Annotated in this window: 18 protein-coding genes and 1 pseudogene; 15 read left to right on the top strand and 4 right to left on the bottom strand. The window is 69.9% G+C overall.

Annotated elements, in window-relative coordinates; all coding sequences use genetic code 11:
- Nucleotides 1-250: 250 nt before the first annotated feature.
- Nucleotides 251-523 (bottom strand): annotated as a pseudogene (locus IE267_RS40415) (mycothiol transferase); the annotation flags it as partial.
- On the opposite strand from IE267_RS40415, the gene IE267_RS39570 reads away from it, so the two are divergent.
- Nucleotides 448-873: a hypothetical protein gene (locus IE267_RS39570; protein WP_229861154.1), complete on the top strand. Its 426-nt coding sequence runs from the start codon at nucleotides 448-450 to the stop codon at nucleotides 871-873. The pseudogene IE267_RS40415 and the gene IE267_RS39570 sit on opposite strands and share 76 nt — an antisense overlap.
- A 79-nt stretch (nucleotides 874-952) precedes the next feature.
- Entirely contained in the window at nucleotides 953-1,465 is a 513-nt protein-coding gene (locus IE267_RS11560) for a DinB family protein (protein WP_189763128.1), read from the top strand.
- A gap of 162 nt (nucleotides 1,466-1,627) precedes the next feature.
- Here the strand turns inward: IE267_RS11560 and IE267_RS11555 are convergent, their stop codons facing one another.
- The gene (locus IE267_RS11555) at nucleotides 1,628-2,296 is read right to left on the bottom strand and encodes a hypothetical protein (RefSeq protein WP_189763127.1); all 669 of its coding nucleotides are present in this window, start codon (nucleotides 2,294-2,296) and stop codon (nucleotides 1,628-1,630) included.
- Nucleotides 2,297-2,605: 309 nt separating this feature from the next.
- Here IE267_RS11555 and IE267_RS11550 point away from each other — a divergent pair, with 309 nt between their 5' ends.
- Nucleotides 2,606-3,271 (top strand): hypothetical protein, encoded by a 666-nt coding sequence (locus IE267_RS11550; protein WP_189763126.1) that lies wholly within the window; start codon nucleotides 2,606-2,608, stop codon nucleotides 3,269-3,271.
- Between the two features lie 87 nt (nucleotides 3,272-3,358).
- Here the strand turns inward: IE267_RS11550 and IE267_RS11545 are convergent, their stop codons facing one another.
- Nucleotides 3,359-4,270, bottom strand: coding sequence for an alpha/beta hydrolase family protein (locus tag IE267_RS11545; RefSeq protein ID WP_189763125.1), 912 nt, complete (start codon nucleotides 4,268-4,270; stop codon nucleotides 3,359-3,361).
- Nucleotides 4,271-4,371: 101 nt separating this feature from the next.
- Here IE267_RS11545 and IE267_RS11540 point away from each other — a divergent pair, with 101 nt between their 5' ends.
- The gene (locus tag IE267_RS11540; RefSeq protein WP_189763124.1) at nucleotides 4,372-4,941 is read left to right on the top strand and encodes a TetR/AcrR family transcriptional regulator; all 570 of its coding nucleotides are present in this window, start codon (nucleotides 4,372-4,374) and stop codon (nucleotides 4,939-4,941) included.
- A gap of 87 nt (nucleotides 4,942-5,028) precedes the next feature.
- Here the strand turns inward: IE267_RS11540 and IE267_RS11535 are convergent, their stop codons facing one another.
- Nucleotides 5,029-5,781 carry an ArsR/SmtB family transcription factor gene (locus tag IE267_RS11535; protein ID WP_189763447.1) on the bottom strand — a complete coding sequence of 251 codons (753 nt, stop codon included), beginning with the start codon at nucleotides 5,779-5,781 and terminating at the stop codon, nucleotides 5,029-5,031.
- A 188-nt stretch (nucleotides 5,782-5,969) separates the two neighbouring features.
- On the opposite strand from IE267_RS11535, the gene IE267_RS11530 reads away from it, so the two are divergent.
- The 11 genes from IE267_RS11530 to IE267_RS11480 all read left to right on the top strand — a co-directional run bounded on the left by IE267_RS11530 (nucleotide 5,970) and on the right by IE267_RS11480 (nucleotide 18,366).
- A complete protein-coding gene (locus IE267_RS11530; protein WP_167151631.1) occupies nucleotides 5,970-6,593 on the top strand; it encodes a DUF6629 family protein in 624 nt (207 codons plus the stop codon).
- 625 nt (nucleotides 6,594-7,218) lie between these two features.
- Entirely contained in the window at nucleotides 7,219-8,232 is a 1,014-nt protein-coding gene (locus IE267_RS11525) for a hydroxymethylglutaryl-CoA lyase-like TIM-barrel protein (protein WP_189763123.1), read from the top strand.
- 68 nt (nucleotides 8,233-8,300) lie between these two features.
- Entirely contained in the window at nucleotides 8,301-9,224 is a 924-nt protein-coding gene (locus IE267_RS11520; protein ID WP_189763122.1) for a fumarylacetoacetate hydrolase family protein, read from the top strand.
- Nucleotides 9,208-10,971, top strand: coding sequence for a non-ribosomal peptide synthetase (locus IE267_RS11515; RefSeq protein ID WP_189763121.1), 1,764 nt, complete (start codon nucleotides 9,208-9,210; stop codon nucleotides 10,969-10,971). Before IE267_RS11520 ends, IE267_RS11515 begins: the two co-directional genes overlap by 17 nt.
- 2 nt (nucleotides 10,972-10,973) lie before the next feature.
- A complete protein-coding gene (gene asnB / locus IE267_RS11510; protein WP_189763446.1) occupies nucleotides 10,974-12,749 on the top strand; it encodes an asparagine synthase (glutamine-hydrolyzing) in 1,776 nt (591 codons plus the stop codon).
- Complete coding sequence (locus IE267_RS11505; RefSeq protein ID WP_189763120.1) at nucleotides 12,746-14,191, top strand: AMP-binding protein; 1,446 nt, start codon at nucleotides 12,746-12,748, stop codon at nucleotides 14,189-14,191. Before asnB ends, IE267_RS11505 begins: the two co-directional genes overlap by 4 nt.
- A complete protein-coding gene (locus tag IE267_RS11500) occupies nucleotides 14,188-14,421 on the top strand; it encodes an acyl carrier protein (RefSeq protein ID WP_189763119.1) in 234 nt (77 codons plus the stop codon). The genes IE267_RS11505 and IE267_RS11500 overlap by 4 nt, the downstream gene beginning before the upstream one ends.
- Nucleotides 14,408-15,640 (top strand): cytochrome P450, encoded by a 1,233-nt coding sequence (locus IE267_RS11495; protein WP_167151619.1) that lies wholly within the window; start codon nucleotides 14,408-14,410, stop codon nucleotides 15,638-15,640. The genes IE267_RS11500 and IE267_RS11495 overlap by 14 nt, the downstream gene beginning before the upstream one ends.
- Complete coding sequence (locus IE267_RS11490) at nucleotides 15,637-16,368, top strand: thioesterase II family protein (protein WP_189763118.1); 732 nt, start codon at nucleotides 15,637-15,639, stop codon at nucleotides 16,366-16,368. The genes IE267_RS11495 and IE267_RS11490 overlap by 4 nt, the downstream gene beginning before the upstream one ends.
- Nucleotides 16,365-17,654 (top strand): APC family permease, encoded by a 1,290-nt coding sequence (locus IE267_RS11485; protein ID WP_189763117.1) that lies wholly within the window; start codon nucleotides 16,365-16,367, stop codon nucleotides 17,652-17,654. The genes IE267_RS11490 and IE267_RS11485 overlap by 4 nt, the downstream gene beginning before the upstream one ends.
- Nucleotides 17,655-17,679: 25 nt before the next feature.
- Nucleotides 17,680-18,366: a thioesterase II family protein gene (locus IE267_RS11480; protein WP_189763116.1), complete on the top strand. Its 687-nt coding sequence runs from the start codon at nucleotides 17,680-17,682 to the stop codon at nucleotides 18,364-18,366.
- The last annotated feature ends 71 nt before the right edge of the window (nucleotides 18,367-18,437 follow it).

The raw sequence follows: 18,437 nt of genomic DNA, 5'->3' as shown, positions 1-18,437 counted from the left end.
GCCGGTGAACCGGCCAAAGGTCGGTCTCGGGGCGAGGAGCCGGCCTTGTCGCGGAGCAGGTTGAGCCGGACCCACTGGGTGCGGCGAACCGTCCGATCCGGCACGAACGCCGATGCCGCCGTCCCCCAACAGACCCCGCGGCTCGGGTGCTTGGAGCGGTGGCAGTGTGGGCGGAAAGGTCGCCGTCTTCCACCGGTGCGGAACTGGCGGCGGAGGTGATGGTCCCGTGGCCGGGCGTCCCGTCGACGGGTTCGCGAAGGGCGTCCGCGTGGCCCGCGTGCCGGGCGGGCTCCTCGATCGGATGGGCGAGTGCCCAGTGGATGCCGGGAACCGGGCGGCCCGGCCGCGTACGGGGGAGGTCCGAGTACGGGCACTCTGACGAACAGATATCTTGAACGCGTTCAAGTTTGTACGTGTCGCGTGCGTGTCGAGTGCCTGGGGGGCCTTGTGGATACGGAGTCGATGGATGCGGGGCGGGCCCATGGGTGGCAGATCGCTCTGGCGGTGAGCGCCTTTGTGGCAATCCTTCCTTGGCTGGCCATGGGCGTGGAAAACACGTTCGTTCTGTTTGTGTTCGTGCTCTGCGGCCTGCCGTTGGCGGCGCCCTTGCTGGTCCTGCGGCGACGCGAGGAGTTCGTCCGGATCTGTATTGGTGTGGCCTCCACCAGCATATTTTGGGTGGTATTCGGTTGCATGCTGGGGACGGTCGTGCTCCTGCCGTCGGCCGTGCTGCTGTTCCTGGCCGCAGGCGCGGACCCTCGCAGGCGGCCGGTCAAGGCGCGGTTCCTTGGCGGAGTGGGCGCGCTGCTGGCGGCAGCCGCGGTGATCGGTCCGACGATGCTGATCTGGGAAGTCCTGGTGGCTTCCGAGTAGCCCCGGAGCGGCTGCTCCAAGCCGGCCCGCCCGCTTTCCCATTTGCCGACGGTGTCGGCCCGTTGGCGACAATGGAGCCGTGAGCATCCTTGAACGTCCCATGCCGCCTTTGAATGCCGACGAGCGCACCACTCTGGAGAGTTGGCTCGACTTTCACCGCACCACACTCGCCATGAAGTGTGAGGGCCTGGACGACGAGCGGGCCGCTGCCGCATCTGTGCCACCGTCCGGCTTTACGATGACCGGCCTCGTCCAGCACATGGCCGAGGTGGAGCGGAACTGGTTCCGCCGAGTGTTCGCCGGAGAGCAGGCCTCGCCCATCTACGACCCGCAGGCCGACCCGCGCGGTCCCGACGGCGGCTTCGAGCTGTCCGAAGGCGCCTCTTTGCGTGATGCCCTTGCCACTTGGCACGCCGAGATCGCCCGCGCTCGCGAGTGCTGCGCCGACCGTGCCCTGACCGATACCGGTCGTTTCATGGACCAGGATGTCAGCCTCCGCTGGATCTACGTCCACATGATCGAGGAGTACGCCCGCCACAACGGCCACGCGGATCTGGTCCGAGAACGCATTGACGGCACCACCGGCGTGTAGCGGCGGGTCAGGCGGCGTCGGCCTCGGGGTGATCGGCCTCCCTTCGAGGGCTGATGGCGCCTCTCAAGGAAACCCTGTTGGCGCGGACACGTTCGCAGCGGGTAGCCCATCGACAAGTCCCGTCCATACCGAGGGAGTTGGACCGACCGTGACCCATCGGTGTCAGTGGTGCAGAGCCGGTGAGGGGGCGGGCGTGCTGTTGTGGTTGGCGCTGCGACAGGTGGAGATGCCGAGCCCGAGCAGCCAGTAGCTGAAGATCGCGCCCATGAGGGCGGTGGTGCCCCAGCCGTTCGCCGCGTAGAAGTGTGCGGGGTTGTTGCCGAAGAACAGAGAGGGCACGAAAGCCAGGTTGCCCGCCGCCAGCACGAGGGCGGAGCGGCCGGTCCAGCGCGGCAACAGGTTGGTTCGGGAGACCGCGTAGGCCAGTGCGATCAGGAACAGTGCCAGCATGACGCGGCCGATCGTGCCGTAGAGGATGTACGTGCCGGTGACGGTGATGGTCGGGTCGATCGGGTGGTCGGCGGCGATGACCGCGCCGGCTTCCAGCCCGCTCGATACCAGAGTGATCGTCGCGTAGACCAGTCCCGATGCGAAGGCCATCGTGCCGACCCACTCATGGGACGGGCTCGCCGCTTTGACCAGTTCCCGGAAGGCCGTTGCGAACACGATCAGGAATGCCAGCGCGAGTATTCCGACCAGCAGCCGCGCGAGCACGTTCGAGTCCGGCGGTGGGCCGGAGTAGAGAAAATACAGCGGCACTTCGACGATGAGGGCGGCTGCGGAGAGGATGCCCGCCAGTCCCGTCAGACGCCTTGCTCCACGTTCGTTCACGATGTTTCCCCCAGGTGGTGTGTGAACTGTCCGTTGCTGGTTGCTGGTTGCTGGTTGCTGGTTGGTTGGGATACGTGGATTCTGCTGCGCGGAGCGCCTGCCGTCTTTGGGCCTGGACACCGGACGTCCCTGGGCCTGGACACCGGGCGGGGTGGCCCCACCACCACCCTCGGGGGCGTTGCGCCGGGGGAGTTGGCGCTGAGTGCCCGACTGTCGAGCGTCGGACTGTCTGTGTACCTGAGTGCCTGAGTACGGATCTGAGTACGGTGGCTCAGGTCAGTGCTCGGTCAGCGGCGGGAAGCTGGGGCCATGACAACACCTCCTGCCGTCTATCACCTGCCCCTGCCGCCGATGCCTCCGTTCCCGCCCGGGCAACGTCGTTCGCGCCGCGCATGGGTCGTCGCGGCTGTCGCCGTCCTGGTTGTGGCGCTTCTCGGCGGGGCGGCGCACTGGTGGCTCGGCCGGAGCGACTCCAACTCCCCGTTGGCCGGGCGGCCGCGTGTGACGGACAGCGCGGCAGGCCTTTCGTACGGTGTGCCCGAAGGCTGGAAGGTCAACGATGGCAAGGACCTGATCCAGGCTTTCACTTCCTCGATCGCCACGAGCGCTCCGGACGCCGCCAAGGGCCGAGAGGGGAACGGAGGCGCCGTCGTGCTGGCCGGGCGGGGCGGGCCCGTTGCGGAGTCGGCCCTGCGGCAGCGGACGGAGAGTGCGGCGCGGTCCAACGCGGAGTTCTTCTACCCGGACAACAAGTCGACGCTGGAGGAGTCCGGCGCTACGAAGGTGAGTGGCCGTGCCGCGTACACGGTGGTGCTGAGCGTGCGCGGTGAGACAGGGACGTCCGGCCGGATCCGCTTCACCCTTGTCACACTGAGCAGTGACCGGTCGGCCTTCCTCCTCGGCGTCACGGAGTCGCCCGGACCGAGCGACAGTCGCGAGGTCGATGCGGTCCTGGCCAGTGCCGCGGTGCGGTAGCACCCGGAGGGCGGGGGCACGTGCGGAATCGTCCGACTCGCGCCCACCGCAACCGGCCAGGCCGCCGGCGCGGCAGCCTGGCCGGGTTCATTTGCTGGAGATGCTCCAGGCGCCATCGCCCGAGGCGGCCTCTGCGCCGAGGTCCGTCCACGCAGCACCACTGATCTCGAAGGCGTCGAAGAGGTAGGCGGAGATCGCATCGGCGACGAGGGCGACGCGGGCGGGGTCCTCGTCCGTGGTCTCGGCGACCATCTCACCGGCGAGTCCGCCGAAGGTGTGCTCGCCATCGACGATGGAGAGCAGGGCCTTGGGGGACGGGCTGAGGTGGTAGGCGTCGGTGAACCACTCGGGTCCCCGGGTGGAGAGCTGCGACTGGTCCTTGCCGCCCGCGACGATCAGGGCCGGGGTGGTCATGGCGGAGTAGTCCGGCCGCATGAAGGGAAGGCGTTCGACCGCGAACGGGGTGAGGGTGTCGCCGGTGCCGGTCGCGCCGATCAGCGCGCCGGCCGAGACCGCGGCGTGGGAGAAGTCCTCTCCCGGCAGGCCGTCGGCGTCGAGCACGCGGGCGCCGAGGATCGCGCCGGCGCTCTGGGCTCCCCAGGAGTGGCCGACGATCGCTGTGCGGCCGCGATCGACGCGGGTCGCCAGGCCGTCGACTTGGGCGAGGACGCCGTCGAGGCCGTCGAGAACCGCGTGGAGGTCCGCGATCCGGACCCGCCAGATCGTGGCGAAGCGCGGATCGTCCCACCCGATGCCGTTGCGGCGGGAGTCCAGGTGGGTGGGCTGCACGACGACGAATCCGGCCGCGGCCCACCGGTCCACGAGGGGCTCGTATCCGTCCAGGGACCATGCGTTGCCGTGCGAGAACACGATGACGGGCAGGTTCCGGCCCGACAGGGGGGCGGTGACCTTCACCTGCAGGTCGACGCCCCGGTCGGGTGCGGGGACGGTGATGGGCTTGACCGCGATGATCCGCTGGTCGGGGTGGTTGGAAGGCATGGGGGACCTGCACTTTCCCAGAAAGTCGCTCTGCCATACTTTGGCGGAGCGCCGTTCCGCCAACTTAGCGGAACATTGTTCCGTGAGTAAAGGAGGGCCTCGTGCCGGAACCGGTCGGAGTACGCCAAGCGCAGGCGGAACGCACGCGAAGTGCCGTGCTGGCGGCCGCGGCGGCGGTCTTCGTGGACCAGGGCGTCCAGGCGCCGGTCCGCGACATCGCCGAACGTGCCGGTGTCGGAGTGGGCACGATCTACCGGAACTTCCCGACGCGGGCGGACCTGGTGAGCGCGGTCTATCGGCACCAGATCGACACCTGTGCCGCGCTCTCGGCCCGCCTCCTGGAACAGTCGGCGTCGCCGTTCGCCGCGCTGACCCGCTGGGTGGACGCGTTCGTGGAGTTCCTGGTCACCAAGCACGGCCTCGGTGCCGCCCTGGGGTCCGGTGATCCAGGGCTGGAGAACCTCCACGCCCTCATGCTCGACACGCTCGTCCCGGCCTGCGCGACACTGCTCGACGCCTGTGCCGACGCCGGTGAACTCGGCGCAGACATCACCGCCTACACGCTCATGCGCGCCATCGGGAACCTCTGCATCACCGGTCCTGACTACGACCGGGACGACGCCAAGCGGATGGTCGCAACCCTGCTCGCCGGGTGCCGTCGCACGGCATAGCGACAACATGCCACGTACGGCGCGGAGTTGACCGCGTGGGCCGCCCCGGACCGTCGCGCCGGCGGCGCGATCAGCTGGGGTTGGTGGTCAGGACCATGCCGGCAGGGACAGGGGCTTGCCCGTTTCGAGGTAGGTCTTGAGGTTGGACAGCACCGCCGACCAGCCCCCGGCCGCCTGGCGGAACTCGGCCTCGTCCCGCAGATTCTCGTGGGTGACGGTGAGCTGGACGGTGCCGCCCAGCGGCTTGAGGTCGAAGGTGACCGTGGAGGGGCTGTCCGGGTGGTCGTCGGTGGGCTCGGCCCAGGTGATGACGAGGCGCTTGGGCGGTACGGATTCGACGACGGTGCCCACCACGTCCGCGACGCCGGAGCCGTCGAGGCGACGGTGTTCCCAGGTGGAACCCGGCTGCCAGTCCGAGACATTGCTGTGGCCCCAGTAGGCGGCGGACGTCTCGGGGTCGGTCAGCGCTTCCCAGACCTTTTCGGGGGTCGCCTCGACGTAAGTGGTGTAGACGAACTTCGGCTTGGGGGACATCGCGTGCTCGGCTTTCTGCTTGAGTGCGCTCAGAGCCCGCAGGTGCGGACGCTCGAACTTGTCGATCCACCGCTCCTGGATCTCGTGGAGCGGTACGGGATTGAGGTAGTGGAGTTTTTCCCGGCCCCTTCTGACCGTGCTGACGAGGTTCGCGGCCTCCAGCAGGCTCAGGTGCTGGGTGGCGGCCTGGCGGGACATCGCCAGGCCGTCGCACAGCTCACTGAGGCTCTGGCCGTTGTTCTCGTGCAGCCGGTCCAGCAGACGCCGACGGGTCGCATCGGACAGGGCCTTGAAGACCCTGTCCATCTCATCGCTCACACCACTATCGTGCAAGTATTTCCTTGCATGTCAACTCCAGGGCCGTTCGGACCATCTCGCGCCCGCGCGGAGAGACGCTCCTGGCCTGCGGATACGTCGACTTCGCCCGGCTCACGTCGCTGCTTCCGGCTCCACTCGCGGAGCCACCCCGACGACGCGGCCGTAGCGTTGCCGTCATGTGCTGGAGTGCGACGGCAGACCTCGTGGCGGGCGGGGTCATTACGGCGGTGGGGGCAGCGACGGTGGCCAGTGCGGCCCGGCGCCCGCGTGATCTGCCGATGGCGGCCCTGCCCGTCCTTCTGGGGCTCCACCAGATGATCGAGGCCGTCGTCTGGCACCGCGACGGCGGTGGTGGCCCGGCCACTGTCGCCTGGGCCGTCATCGCGCTCCCGCTGCTGCCCCTGTGGCTGCCCGCCGCCGTGCTGTGCGTCGCGCCGCCGCGGGCACGCCGCCGCCTGCTGGTCCCGTTGGCGGCGGGAGTCGCGACCGCGGCAGCGCTCGCGCATGCCCTCGCCACCGGTACGGTCACGGCCGAGATCCGCGGGCACACCGTCGGGTACTCCCTGGGGCTGCCGCTGGCGGGGCTCATCGTCTCCGGCTACTTCCTCGCCACCATCGGCTCCCTCCTCCTGTCCGGAGACCGCGGCCTCGTCCTCCTCGGCGTGCTGGTGTCCATCGGCGCGGCGGTGACCTTCGCGCTGTGGCGGCAGGAGTACGTCTCGACGTGGTGTGCGTGCGCGGCCCTGTGTTCGGTCGTCCTGCTGCTCTGGGTGAGGCGGCGCCGGTCCTCCGTGGTGTGAGGAGGCATCGGTCTGTCCCCACTCCGGATCTGGACGGCGTGAGGACCGGTACGTCAAGAGCGCCCTGGGGGTCTGGCGGCACGTCGACCTGAACTCACCACCTCCAGAAGCCGGGTTGTCCGTACTACTGCTGCGGGACCCTCTTCCGCCGGGCCGGGGGCGGCCCGGCGCGCCGAGGCCCCCATCAGGGGGAGCATCGCGGTGGGTGGCCGAACGCCCTGCCACGCCCGGGGGCCGGGTGTGGGGATCGCGCCGGGTTTCGGGCGTCCGATTCGGACAAAGGGAATTCCGGTGTCTACGGCACCAGCGCTTGGGAACGCGTATATCTACGTGCCGGTGGGCTTGTGATCCACATGTGCCATCCCGGTCGGCATTCCCACCGAGTACGCAGCAGGCCCGATGAATCTGGGGGCGGTAAGTGGAGAGAGTCCGGATCCGCGCAGGAGTGTAGGACGACGTCCGCCCCCTGCGTGTTCCGCCCGTCCGCGCCCGGCCGAGTACCCGCGCACTTCTCGGGGTCTCCCGTGCCATTTCCCGCTTCCCGCCCCCTACTTCTCGCCTCTCGCCTGCTTCCTTCGCGCGTTCCGCATGGTCTTTCCATCAAGCAGAACCAAGGAGTGACGTCATGTCCTTATTGGACGGTCGGCTCGACGAAGCGCCGACGATCAAGCTGCTCGACTGCACACTGCGCGACGGTTCGTACGCCGTCGATTTCCAGCTCGACGAGGGGTTCGTGACGAACCTGCTCACCCGCTTGAACGACATTCCGGTGGCCAAGGTGGAGGTGGGTCACGGAATCGGTCTCGAGGCCGAACGCAGTGGGATCAAGGCGTGCAACATCGGCCACTACCGGTGGGCCGAGATAGCGACGGCCACCCTGACCGACAAGCCCTGGGGGATGTTCGCACAGCCCGAGTTCACCCGCCTGAGCACCGTCGAGGACCTGAGCGCACGGGGCATGTCCTTCATCCGCATCGGCATGGAGCCGGACCGGGTCCCCGAGCACCTCGACTACCTGCGGCGCGCCACCGAGCTGTGCGGAGAGGTCTATCTGAACCTCATGAAGTCCAGCGCCACGCCCGTGCGCCAACTCGTGCGCCTGCTGGACGGGTTGAGCCCCGACATCGCGGGCGTCTACGTCGTCGACTCCTACGGCGCCATGCTGCCCGCCGACGTGCAGACGTACGTGAGCGCGGTACGTCAGGACTTCCCGGTCGTCGGCTTCCACGGGCACGACAACCTGGGCATGGCCAACATCAACAGCCTCACCGCCCTACAGGCGGGGGCCACCATCGTCGATGCCACGCTCGACGGCATCGGCCGGGGATCGGGCAACGCCGCCATCGAGTCGCTCGCCGGCGCCCTCAAGATCCTCGGATCCGATCTCTTCGACTACGCGGAACTGGCAAAGCTCGCCGCGTACTGCCGGGCGAACATGGTCGCCCTCCCCGAGGACCGCACCATGCAGGTCCTGGGCGCGGTGATCGGCATCCACTCGGGCTTCTTCCCGCTGGTGGAAGAGCTGGCGGGCGAGTACCACACCGATCCGGCGCGGCTGATGGAGACCGCGGTACGGATCGCCGATCACAGCCCGCGCCAGGACGACTTCCGGACCGCCGCACACCAGATCAGCGCCTGAGACGCGGGCGGCCGACCACCAGTCGATCGGTGGGCCGGTCCCGGCCCGCCCTACCCTGGGAGAGCAGCATGAGAATCGCCAAGTCGAGCAACTCCGCCTCCGGCCACGGCATCGCCGTCGGCCACGAGGGTCAATGGTTCGCCCTGTCGGACATCAAGGGCTATGAGAGCGTCACGCGGATCGGTGAACTGGTCCGGGACGACGCGGACCTGCGGGCGCTGAAGGAGTCCGTCGAACGGCAGGCGGGCGAACTCGCCCCCGTACGGCCGGACTTCGAGCGCGCCGCCACGATCGTCGACCCGGGCGCCGACATCTGGGGAGCCGGTCTCAACTACCGGCGCCACTCCGAGGACTTGGAGTCCGAGCAGCCCCGCTCCGGGCCCGGCTCCTATCTGCGCCCCGCCAACTGCCTCATCGGCAACGGCGATCACATCGAGCTGCCCCGCCAGTCCGGGCGCGTCACGGCGGAAGCGGAGCTGGGGCTCGTCATCAAAACCCCCTGCAAGAACGTCGATCGATCCGAGTGGCGCTCCGTCGTGGCGGGCGTCACCGCCGTGCTCGACATGACCGCGGAGGACGTGATCCGGGAGAATCCCCGCCACATCCCGTGGGCCAAGGGCTTCGACACCTTCTGCAGCGTCGGACCCGTCCTGGTGACCCTGGACGAATTGAGTGACGCCGACCTCGCGTCGCTCCGGGTCGCCACCGTGCGCAACGGAGAGACCGTGGCGGCTGCCACGCCCGCCGACATGAAGTTCGGCCTGGACCGTCTCGTCGAGTACTTCAGCGCGGGGCGGACCCTCGAACCCGGCACCGTGATCTGCACCGGTACCCCGGGGGCCGCGCCGCTCGCGGCCGGCGACACGGTGCAGGCCGTCGTGGAACACGTCGGCACCCTGACACACCCGGTGCGCAAGGACGAGGAGCGCCCCCAGGAGATACGGCGCCCCACAACTCACGGCGAAGGAGGCCGACATGGCGAAGGAGGCTGACCTGCCGCCCGGGAGCGAGTACTCGGGAGACGGGTCCGTGGTCGAGGCCTTGGACCGTGCCGTACGTGAATTCCCGGACCACGACGCGCTGCGTACCGCCGAAACGGTCATCACCTACCGGGAGTTCGGTGCCCGTGCCGAGGAGTTCGCGCGCCGATTACAGGACCTGACCGCACCGGGTGAGTTCATCGCCCTCGAAAGCGTCCGAGGACCGGCAGCGGTCATCGCGATGGTCGGCGCCTTGAAGGCCGCCCGGCCGTTCGTCTTCGTCGACGCCCGTGACAGTGCCTCGTCCAACGCCGAGAAGACCGGGCTCCTGGGTGTGCGCCTGATGGCACGCGGTCCCCACGGGGACGGCCCGGCGGAGTTCGTACCGATCCCCGAAGACTGGGGAGACTGGCGCTCCGACGCGGACCGGCCCGCCGGAGCGGCCCACGAGTCGTCCCAACTCCCTTTCAAGGAAGGTGAGATCGGGTACGCGATCCACACCTCGGGGTCCACCGGAACGCCCAAGTGCGTGCTCGTCAGGGTGGCCCCCCTCGCCCCGGTGATCCGCGATCACGTCGACCGCCTCGCCGTCGGGCCGGGCAGCAGGACCCTGCAGTTCGCCCGGCTCACCTTCGACGGCTGCATCACCGAGATCCTCTGGACGTTGACCGCGGGCGGCTGCCTCGTTGTACTGGACGAGGCACACCTGGCGCCCGGCGCCGTGCTGCGCGACACACTGGAGCGGTTCGCCATCACCCACCTCAAGACGACTCCGTTCGCCCTGACGGTGACCGAACCCAGTGACGCGATGCACCTGGAACATGTGATCAACGGCGGCGGCCCCTGCCGCCCCGCCGTGATCCGCACCTGGTCGAAGGTGGCGAGCTTCCACAACGCCTACGGCCTCACCGAGACCACGGTGTGCAACCTGCTGAGCGACGCGCTCGACCCGGACGACTGCCGCGAAGCGGTACCCCTCGGCGATCTCGTGGGCGACTGCGGATACCTCATCAGGGAACCGGCCACGGGAGCCACCGGCACCGGGGTGCGCAAAGGTGAACTCGTCGTCACCGGGGCCAGCGTGGCAGCCGGCTACCTCACCGCACAGGGCGTGCGGCCCTTCCTCGGGCCGGACGGTACGAGCGCCTACGCCACCGGCGATCTCGTCGAACTCCGCGACGAGGGGCTCCACTTCGTGGAACGCCTCGACCGGCAGGTGAAGGTCCGCGGCTATCGCCTCGACCCCGGCGAGATCGAGACCGCGGTGTGCCGGCACCCGGACGTACGCGACGCGGTGGTCGTGGCCGAGGCCCAGGACGGCGGCGACCCGACCGACCTGGACACCCTGGTCTGCTACTACCGTGGCGACCCCGGCCCCCGCTCCGTACGCCGGCACCTGGAGGGCGTACTCGACCCGTACAAGATCCCGTCGGTGCTGGAGCAGGTCGACGCCTTTCCGCACACCGTGAACGGCAAGGTCGACCGGGACGCCCTGCGGGCGAGCCGCCGCACCCGCGCCACCACGGACGCGCCCGACACCCCCGACCAGCAGCTGCTGCGCCTGGTACGCACCCTGACCGGCGTCGAGGACGTGTGTCTCGACGACAACTTCTTCGACGTCGGCGGCGACTCGGCCTCGGCCGTCGTCCTGGTGTCGGGCCTGAAGAAGCTGGGATGGGCGGATGCCGGAGTCCGCGACGTGCTGCGGGCGGCGGACCTGCGGGAGCTCGCCGGCCGACTGCGGGAACGGAGCGTGTGAGCATGTGTGGCCTGTGCGGGACCTACGCCCTGGACAAGACCCTGGACCGGTCCGTAGCCGCCGCGATGCACGCCCGGCTGATCCACCGGGGACCGGACGAGACCTACTCACTCAGCACACCCACCCTGTCGGTGAAACTCGGCCGCCTCGGCATGACCGCGCTGAAGGACGGCTGGCAGCCGTCCGAGGACCCCAGCGGCCGGTACGTGGCCATGACGAACGGCGAGATCTACAACGGCGCGGACCTGCGCGCCCGGCTCGGAGGCACACGGCCCGACAACCGGGTCGACGTGGCCGTGCTGCCGGAACTCTTCGCCCGGTACGGGCCCGCCGGCCTCGAAATGGTCGACGGGCAGTTCGCCACCGCCATCCACGACCGTGCCCAGGACCGCCTCTACCTGGGCCGGGACCGCTTCGGCGTGTGCCCGCTCTTCTACACCGTCGTCGGCACGCACGTGCACTTCTGCTCGGAGTTGAAGCCGCTCGTGCAGAGCGTGCCGCGTGCCTGGGGGCTCGACATCGGCGCGGTCGACCAGTATCTGACGCTCGGCAACATCGTGGCTCCGCGCACGCTGGTAGAGGGAGTCCACGCCGTGCCGCCGGGCTGCCTGGTCCGCTTCGGCGATGGCGCCCCCGCGACCGAACGCTACTGGCGGTACGGGGAGTTCACCGTGCCGGACCACCCCGTCACGGCGGACCGGATCCGCGGTGCGGTGCGGGGAGCGGTCGGGGACCGGCTGCGCGCGGACGTGGAGATCGGGGCCTACCTCAGCGGCGGGTTCGACTCCACCGCGCTCGTCCTCGAAGCGTCCCGCATGCGGCGCGAGCCCACCCGTACGTTCTCCGTGCTCTTCGACGACATCGCCCTCGACGAGGGGCGCTTCCAGCGCGAGGTCGCCGACAAGGTGGGCAGCGAACACCACCAGATCCGCTGCACACCCGACGACGTCACCGCCCGCTTCGAGGAGATGGTCCGCCACTGCTGCTATCCGCAGCGCGAGACGTACAACGTGGCGGCCCTGATGCTGGCAGGCGAGGCCCGCCGCACCGGACTCAAGGGAGTGATCTCGGGGGAGGGGGCCGACGAACTGTTCTACGGCTACGACTCCTACGCGTTCGACGGCGCCCGCAGAAAACCCCCGCCGAGCCACGCCGAGAACGAACAGGCCTGGGGCCGGGCCGACTTCTCCTGGGAGGTCGACCGGGCCAGGGCCGCCCGCCGGCGCGAGATGTGCCTCACTCCGCGGGCGGCCGCATCCCTGGCCGGCAAGGAGTACTGGCGAGACCGGCTGATCCCCTTCGACGACCGGGAGACCGCCGGGCTGACCCGGATGCAGCTCCGCTCGATCGCCGATGTGTATGTGCAGCTCAGCGGCCATCTGCTCGGCGACCACGGCGACACCATGCTCATGGCGAACTCGGTGGAGGGCCGCTACCCCTTCCTGGGGAACGCCGTGGTGGCGCTGGGCCTGAGCATTCCGGACGAGCAGAAGGTGGCGGACTTCGAGGGCAAGGCCTGTCTGAAGGCGGCGTACGCCGACATCGTCCCGCGCGCCGTCCTGGACCGTGCCAAACAGGGCTTCACCGCATACGGCCTTTCGGCGACGTCCGACGAGCGGACGCTGTCGCGATGGCGGGACCTCGTCGCGGACAGCGGTGTCTTCCGGCCCGACTCCCTGGACGCCCTGGGCGCCGACCCCACGCCCGACAAGTGGGACGTCCGACTGAGCCTCATCAGCATCAGCGCGGTGATCGACGAGTTGGGACTGACCTCATGACGGACACATGGCACGAGGTGATCCACGGTGACCGGTGGACATCGGCGTCCACCCTGTGGGTCGAGGACGGTACCGAATACACCGGCGCGCAGGTCGGACAGCTGGCCTCCACGGTCGAGCAGGCCATCCGCGCGCACGGCCCCGCCCGCGTGGTGAGCATCCGCTCCGCGGAGAAACTGGGCTGTTTCGCAGGCCAGTTGGGCGCCTGGCGGGCCGGCTGTGTGGCCGTCGCCGACGACCACACCCTCAGCGAGCGCGACTTCGGCCGGGTGCGGCCCGACCTCACCATCGAGGTGCGGTCCGGTCCGTCCCCGTCCGTCGAGGCGGCCGTTGCGCCGGGGCCCCGGCTGCCACGGGACCGGATTCCCGAGGAGGTCGTGGCCGTCAACTTCACCTCCGGCAGCACGGGCCGCCGCAAGGCGGTCGCGGTGACCCGCGGCAATCTGCTGGCGCTCTTCGGATGCCGGGACCTGGATGTGCTGGGCGGCCGGAACGCGGACGCAGCCGGGCGGGGCCCGGTCACCGCGGGCAGCTTCGCCACCGTCACCTACGACGGCTGGTGGTTCGACACCTGGCGCACGATCGCGACGGGCGGGCGCGTGGTGTGCCTGCCGCACGTCAACGACGACGTCTTCGCCTGGCCCGACCTCGTCGACACCTACGGCATCAGCCGCCTCCTGTTGCCCGCCGCCGTCATCACGACGGTCGTCGAAGCCGTACCCGACTGCATCGCGGACATCCCCTGGCTGTTCAGCGGTGGCGAGCAGTTCCGGACCTCGACCTACCGACGGGCCAGGCAGGCCGGCCTGCGCGGCCGCTTCGTCAACCTGTACGGCCCGACCGAAGCGACCTTCGCCACCCACCACTACCGGCTGCCGGAGCAGTTCTCGGCGCCCACCATCCCCATCGGCCGCCCCCTGGAAGGCTGTTGGCAGACCTTGCGCGACCCGGCCGAAGGTCCGCCGGACGCCCGGGAGCTGGCGGTGCACGGCCCGTTCGTCTGTCTCGGATACCTGGAGGACGGCGCGCTGGTCCACCGGTTCCGGGACGCGGCGGGGCAGGCGTCGTACCGCACCGGCGACCTGGTGCGCCCGGACGAGAACGGCGACCTCGTGTTCGCCGGGCGGCTGGACGGCGAGGTCAAGGTGAACGGGATGCGCGTCGACACCGCGGCCCTGGAACAGCGGATCACCACCCTGCCCCGGGTCCTCGACTGCCGGGTGGCCCAGGACGAGCGGCACACCGTCGCCTTCGTCCGGACCGACCCCGCCGCACTGCACGACCCCTCGGCCCGCGACCGGATCGAGTCCGTCGTACAGGACTTCTCCCCGGCGATCGGGGTGCGCCTGGTGGGCCGCTACCCGGTCAAGGCGGGCGGCAAGGTCGACTTCCCCACCCTCATGGACCGATACCGACTGACAGAGAAGGTCGAAGAGACATGACACAGATATCGCCCGAGGCCATCACCGAGTGCCTGAGCACCGTGCTCGACCGTGAGGTCGACACCGACGCCGACATCTTCACGGCCGGAGTCGACTCCCTGGCCGTGCTGCGCTGCCGCGCCCTTCTGAAGGAACGGACGGGGATCAAGGTTCCGGGGCACGTCTTCTTCGAGGGCCGGACCCCGGTACGCATCGCCGAGCTGATCGGAGCCGAGCATGCTGGTCGTTGAGGACAGCCCGCTGTACTCGCCCGAGTTCTTCGCAGACGACGACCCCTGGGCCTACCTCGCCGCGCTGCGCGAGAACGACCCGGTCTCGGTGCACCGCAGGGACGACGGCTACGAGTTCTACGCGCTGACCCGGTACGCGGACGTGTATGCCGCCTATGTGGACCACCAACGGCTCAGCTCGGCGTACGGCACCATGATAGACGGCTCGTACCTGCCACAGAAGGACTCGGCCTCCGGCCGGATGCTCATCGTCTCCGACCAGCCCGAGCACTCCGCGATCCGCAAACCCATCAAGACCAGCGGCTTCAGCCGGGACATGCTGGGCCGGGTCGGGCGGACCGTGCGGCGCAACATCCGCGGCGCCCTCGACGGCCTGTCCGTGGGCGACCGGCTCGACTTCAGCAAGGTGATCGCGCCCGAGCTGCCGAAAGGCGTCCTTGAGGTGCTGTTCGGCATCGGCGCCGAGGACGCCAACCACCTCCTGGAAGCCACCCGCACGATGATCGGCTACCGCGACCAGGCGTACGCCGGTGCGCGGCCGCTGGACGCGCTGGTCGACGCGCAGCTGGACGTCCTGGAGTTCATCGACGAACTGATCGTCAAGCGGGCGGTCGACGGCTCCGCCGAGGACATGATCGGCTTCCTCGCCCAGTGCGTCGCGGAGGGCACCATGCCCCGGGACGTCGCCGTCCTCAACGGTCTGAACGTCGCCGTCGGGGGAAACGAGACCACCCCGCACACGGCGAGCCTGACCGTCCACACCATCGACCAGGAGCGCGACGAGTGGCGGAAGGTGACGAGCGGCGAGGTGGGCCCTGACGTGGCCACGCAGGAGTTCCTGCGGTGGACCTCCACCAACAGCTATGTCCAGCGCCTGACGGTGGAGGACTTCGAAGTCGGCGGACACACCATTCCGGCCAACAGTTTCGTGGCCCTGTGGAACATGTCCGCGAACCGGGACTCCCAGGTCTTCGACGATCCCGACACCTTCCGGATCGACCGGCCGGAGAACAAGCAGATCGCCTTCGGGGCCGGCGTCCACCGCTGCGTCGGAGCGCCCGTGGCGACCCTGGAGATCCAGACGTTCATCGAGGAACTGGCCGACTGGGACAAGGCGTTCGCGGTGATCGACCCGCCCAGGCGCCTGCACTCCAACTTCATGCTCGGGCTGACCGAGCTGGAGGTGGAGGTGGTCGACGCGAAGGAACTCGGCACGTGAACGGGTCCGCCGCCGGGGCGGACGTGTGCGTCTGCTTCCCGGCCGCCGGCGGCGGCGGTGCCACCCTCGCACTGCTGAGGGACACCGCTGCCCGTCGCGGCATGACCGTGCTGGCCCTGTCGAACGCGGAGTCCGTGGCCGACGTCGACTCGGGCCGGTGGAAGGACCGGGCCGTTCGGGAGGTCCGGCAGGCCGTGGCGCACACGTCCGGCCGCCGGGTCGTCCTGGCCGGGCACTCCATGGGTGGGCTTTCCGCCATCTGCCTGCACGCCGCCCTCGGCGCGAGGATGAGCGTGCCGACGGGGGTACTGGTCATCAATACCCCGTGCCCCGACCCATCAGGACGCATACCGACGATGTCACACCTTCCCGACCGCGAGATCGCCCAGGTACTCGCCCACGACGGCTTCCCGCAGGAGTTACTCGACGACGAGGACATGCTGTCGGAGATCGCCCACGGGCTGCGCCGCGACGCCGTGGTGGCCGACCGGCTGGCCGAGGTCATCGGCTCCGCGGACCACCTGGACCGGCTGCACGTTCTCTCCGGACGCGACGACAGGTTCATCCCACCCGAACGCTGTGCCGCCTGGCGGCACCGGGTGGCCGAGGAGTTCCACCTGACGATCACGCCCGGCGGACACGCACTGGACGCGACGCGGGCCGCCGCCGTCGAGCGGGCCTTCGACGGGCTTCTCGCGGCCACCCCGCAGAGGGAGGTCACGGCGTGAGCGGACTGCAGAAGTCACTGGGCGGCGCCGTGGGCACCTTCCTCGCGCTCTCCACCATCCTGGGCAGCGGCATGATGATCCTGCCCGGAACCAGCTACCAGGAGTTGGGCCGCTCGGCCTGGATGCCCTGGGCCATCGCGGCCGTGTCGGTCATCCCGCTCCTCTACTGCTACGCCTGGCTCGGCCGGCGCTACCCCTCGGCGTCCGGGGTGGCCCACTACTCGGAGGTCGCCTTCGGGCGGCCGACCGGGCGGTCCGCCGGACTGCTCGCCACCCTCGCGCTGGTGGCCGGCATCCCGGCCACCGCCATCACCGGCGGGCGCTACGTCGCCGAATTCTCCGGCGTCCCCAGCCTGGCCTGGCTCTTCCCGGTCGCCGTCCTCGCCGCGGCCACGGTCATCGGATGCCTGGGCACCAACGTCTCCGGCAAGGTCCAAGTCGCCCTGGTTCTGGCCCTGTTCGTGCTCGTCACCTGCACGTCCCTGGTCGCCCTTGGTGTGCACGGCGTGCGTGCGCCGAGCGCCGACGTGCCCCCGCTGGGCGAGCTGGGCAGCGTCCTGACCGCCGTCTACGTCGCCTTCACCGGCTGGGAGACCGTGGCCTTCACCTTCGAGGAGCACAAGCGCCCCGACGCGATCCCGCGCATCTTCGCGGCCTCCTACGTGATCGTGGTGGCTCTGTACGGGCTGGTGCTGCTCGGCCTGTTCAGCGCGGTGGACCCCGGCGACAAGGCCCTGGACCAGGCCCCGCTGCTGCGCCTGGCGGAGCGCTCGCTGGGGGAGCTCGGCCGGCCCGTGACACTGGCCCTGGTCGTCGCCGCCATCACCGCAAACGTGTGCGCCTCCGTGCTCGCCCTGTCCCGGCTGGTGTTCGGCATGGCACGCAGCGGCTTTCTGCCCGGCGCGCTCAGCCGCGTACGCGAACGTGACGGCAACCCGGTCACGTCCGTGCTCGCGGTGGGCGCGGTCCTGACGGTGATCGCGGTGCTCGGCGCGACGGGCGTCATGTCGTTCACGCTCCTCTTCGTCCTGTCCGGCGGGATCTACTTCGTCCTGTACGGCCTGGGCGCGGCCTCGTACACGAAGCTGGCCGGCCACGGCACGCCCCGGCTCGTCGCCGCGCTGTGCGCCGTGACGGTGGTCGCGGTGACCGTCCTCGCGGGGCCGCCCATGTGGTTGTGCTGGGCGCTGTTCGCCGTAGTTCTGCTGGTGACCGCGGCTCTGGCGCGTCGCACCTCGCGACGGGACCCGAGCATGCGCGCGCGAGCGGACGAACCCGTCCGGTGACCGCCCTCGAGATACGGAGGCTGTGATGAGCGACGCGGTGTTCTTCCCCGGCGCGGGTTCCTTCGGCGGTGAGTTCCGTTCGCTCACCCAGGCGCTGGGGTCCTCGTCCCTGCTGGTGCGCTATCCGGGCCGACAGGGCCGGGACTTCGGAGTACCCGCACCTTCCTTCGACGCGGTGGTCCACGCCTGTGCCGAACAGATCGTCCGGCACGCGGTGGTGCGACCCCTGCTGTTCGGGCACAGTTACGGGGCTTACGTCGCTTGCGCCACCGTCGCGCGCCTGCGCGAGTGCGGTGTCGAGGCGGCGGCGCTCGTCGCCGCGGGCGCTGCGGCTCCGGGGCGGAGGGAAGTGCCGGAGCAGGCAGTGAGCAGCCCGGCCGAAGCGGTCGCGTACCTCGAAGAGGTGGACCCCGGTCTGCTGGCCGGGGCCCCCTCGGACGAATGGCGGGAGATCGTCGCGGAGACGACGGTGCAGGACCTGCGCCTTCTCGGCGGGTTCGACCCGGCCGGGGTGTCCGCTCTGCCCTGTGGTGTTCTGGCGGCACGGGGAGCCGACGACCCCTTGACGACGGACGATTCGATCGCCGGCTGGCAGGACGTCACGACGGGCCCCTTCACCAGCCGCACCTTCCCGGGCGGCCACTCCGACCTGCTGCGCTCGCCCGACTGCGCCTCCTGGCTCCAGGAGGCGGCACGGACGGCGGGCCACTGATCGGAGTGGCGCGCGGCGCTTGGAACCGGGGCCGGGGACGCGAGGCATCCCTCGCGCGTCCCCGGCCGCCA

It is taken from the genome of Streptomyces xanthochromogenes (assembly GCF_014650455.1).
GTDB lineage: Bacteria > Actinomycetota > Actinomycetes > Streptomycetales > Streptomycetaceae > Streptomyces > Streptomyces xanthochromogenes.
The sequence above is the reverse complement of the archived record's forward strand: the minus strand, read 5'-3'. Positions and strand labels throughout refer to the sequence as shown.

Excerpts from the sequence above, each read along its gene's own strand:
- IE267_RS11525 (WP_189763123.1), top strand. The coding sequence starts at position 7,219 with ATGTCCTTATTGGACGGTCGGCTCGACGAAGCGCCGACGATCAAGCTG.
- IE267_RS11535 (WP_189763447.1), bottom strand. The coding sequence starts at position 5,781 with ATGGACAGGGTCTTCAAGGCCCTGTCCGATGCGACCCGTCGGCGTCTG.
- IE267_RS11520 (WP_189763122.1), top strand. The coding sequence starts at position 8,301 with ATGAGAATCGCCAAGTCGAGCAACTCCGCCTCCGGCCACGGCATCGCC.
- IE267_RS11550 (WP_189763126.1), top strand. The coding sequence starts at position 2,606 with ATGACAACACCTCCTGCCGTCTATCACCTGCCCCTGCCGCCGATGCCT.
- IE267_RS11505 (WP_189763120.1), top strand. The coding sequence starts at position 12,746 with ATGACGGACACATGGCACGAGGTGATCCACGGTGACCGGTGGACATCG.
- IE267_RS11480 (WP_189763116.1), top strand. The coding sequence starts at position 17,680 with ATGAGCGACGCGGTGTTCTTCCCCGGCGCGGGTTCCTTCGGCGGTGAG.
- IE267_RS11515 (WP_189763121.1), top strand. The coding sequence starts at position 9,208 with ATGGCGAAGGAGGCTGACCTGCCGCCCGGGAGCGAGTACTCGGGAGAC.
- IE267_RS11495 (WP_167151619.1), top strand. The coding sequence starts at position 14,408 with ATGCTGGTCGTTGAGGACAGCCCGCTGTACTCGCCCGAGTTCTTCGCA.
- IE267_RS11545 (WP_189763125.1), bottom strand. The coding sequence starts at position 4,270 with ATGCCTTCCAACCACCCCGACCAGCGGATCATCGCGGTCAAGCCCATC.
- IE267_RS11530 (WP_167151631.1), top strand. The coding sequence starts at position 5,970 with ATGTGCTGGAGTGCGACGGCAGACCTCGTGGCGGGCGGGGTCATTACG.
- IE267_RS11500 (WP_189763119.1), top strand. The coding sequence starts at position 14,188 with ATGACACAGATATCGCCCGAGGCCATCACCGAGTGCCTGAGCACCGTG.
- asnB (WP_189763446.1), top strand. The coding sequence starts at position 10,974 with ATGTGTGGCCTGTGCGGGACCTACGCCCTGGACAAGACCCTGGACCGG.